The organism is Streptomyces sp. NPDC055078, from assembly GCF_053607985.1.
In genome coordinates, this window is the sequence record NZ_JBSGUP010000612.1 from 1 (window position 1) to 1,441 (window position 1,441).

Here is a 1,441-nt window from a genome sequence, read left to right on the forward strand (position 1 = left end):
ATTGACGCCGGACGGGCCACGGGCGGGCGGGGGCCGGACGGATGACGCCCGGCGGCGCCGCTACGGCACAGGGCGGACGACCATCGCCGAGCCGCCTCCCCTGCGGACCTTCTCGGCCGCCGCGAGCCACCGCCCGTCCGGCAGCCGCTCGATACCCGTCGCCGCGCCGATCTCCGGGTTCTGCCGGAAGGCGTGGCCGATCCGCTCCAGCTCGGCACGGACCGGGCTGTTCCACAGACCGGGCTCCAGCTCGGTGGTCGGCTGGTTGCGCTGGCTGGCGCGGGGGGCGGCGATCGCCTCCACCAGCGGCAGGCCCCGGTCCAGACGGCCCGTCAGACTCTGGAGCACGGTGGTGATGATGGTCGAACCGCCCGGCGAGCCGAGCGCGAGCACCGGCCGCCCGTCGTCCAGCACGATCGTCGGCGAGATCGACGAGCGGGGGCGCTTGCCCGGCCCCGGCAGATTGGGGTCGTGGACGGCCGGGTTCGCGGGAGCGAACGAGAAGTCGGTGAGTTCATTGTTGAGCAGGAACCCCCGGCCCGGCACGGTGATGCCGCTGCCGCCGGTCGACTCGATCGTCAGCGTGTACGCGACGACATTGCCCCACTTGTCGGCTGCCGTCAGATGGGTGGTGTTCTCCCCCTCGTATGTCGTCGGGGCCGCCTTCCCCGTACTGCCGCACGGCCGGGGGGCGCCCGGGCCGCGTGGGTCGCCCGGCGCGAGCGGACTGGTGAGCACCGCGTCGTCCTTGATCAGACAGCCGCGCGCGTCGGCGAACCGCTGTGAGAGCAGCCCCTTCACCGGTACGTCCTCGAAGGCCGGGTCGCCGACCCAGCGGCCCCGGTCGGCGAACGCGATCCGGCTCGCCTCGATGAGGCGGTGCAGATAGCCCGCCCGGGTCGCCCCCGACAGATCGGTGCGCTCCAGGATGTTGAGCGCCTCGCCGACACTGGTGCCGCCCGACGAGGAGGGGGCCATGCCGTAGACGTCCAGCCCCCGGTAGGAGACCTTGGTGGGTGCGCGCCGGATCGTGTCGTACGACCGCAGATCCCGCTGGGTCAGCTCGCCGGGGCGCACCTTGCGGGTGACCCCGTCGGCCACCGGCGGGTGCTGTACGGTCCGGACGATGTCCCGGGCGATCGGGCCCCGGTAGAGGGCGTCGGCGCCCTTGCGCCCCATCTCCCGGTAGGTGCGCGCCAGATCCGGGTTCTTGAAGACGGAGCCGACCACCGGGAGCCGGCCGCCCGGCAGGAAGAGTTCGGCGCTGGCGGGGAAGTCGGCGAACCGCGCCTGGTTGTCGGCGGTCTGCGAGCGGAAGGTGGCGTCGACGGTGAAGCCGTTCCGCGCCAGGGACTCCGCCGGTTCCAGCAGGTGCCGGAGCGGCTTGGTCCCCCAGGCTTCGAGCGCCGCGTCCCAGGTGGCGGGGGTGCCGGGGGTACTC

General features: G+C 73.5%; 1 protein-coding gene. It reads right to left on the reverse strand.

The genetic code is table 11. The features are described from left to right. Window positions 1-60: 60 nt before the first annotated feature. On the reverse strand, window positions 61-1,441 hold a 1,381-nt coding region (locus tag ACWF94_RS33260), incomplete at its 5' end, for a gamma-glutamyltransferase family protein (protein WP_453497151.1).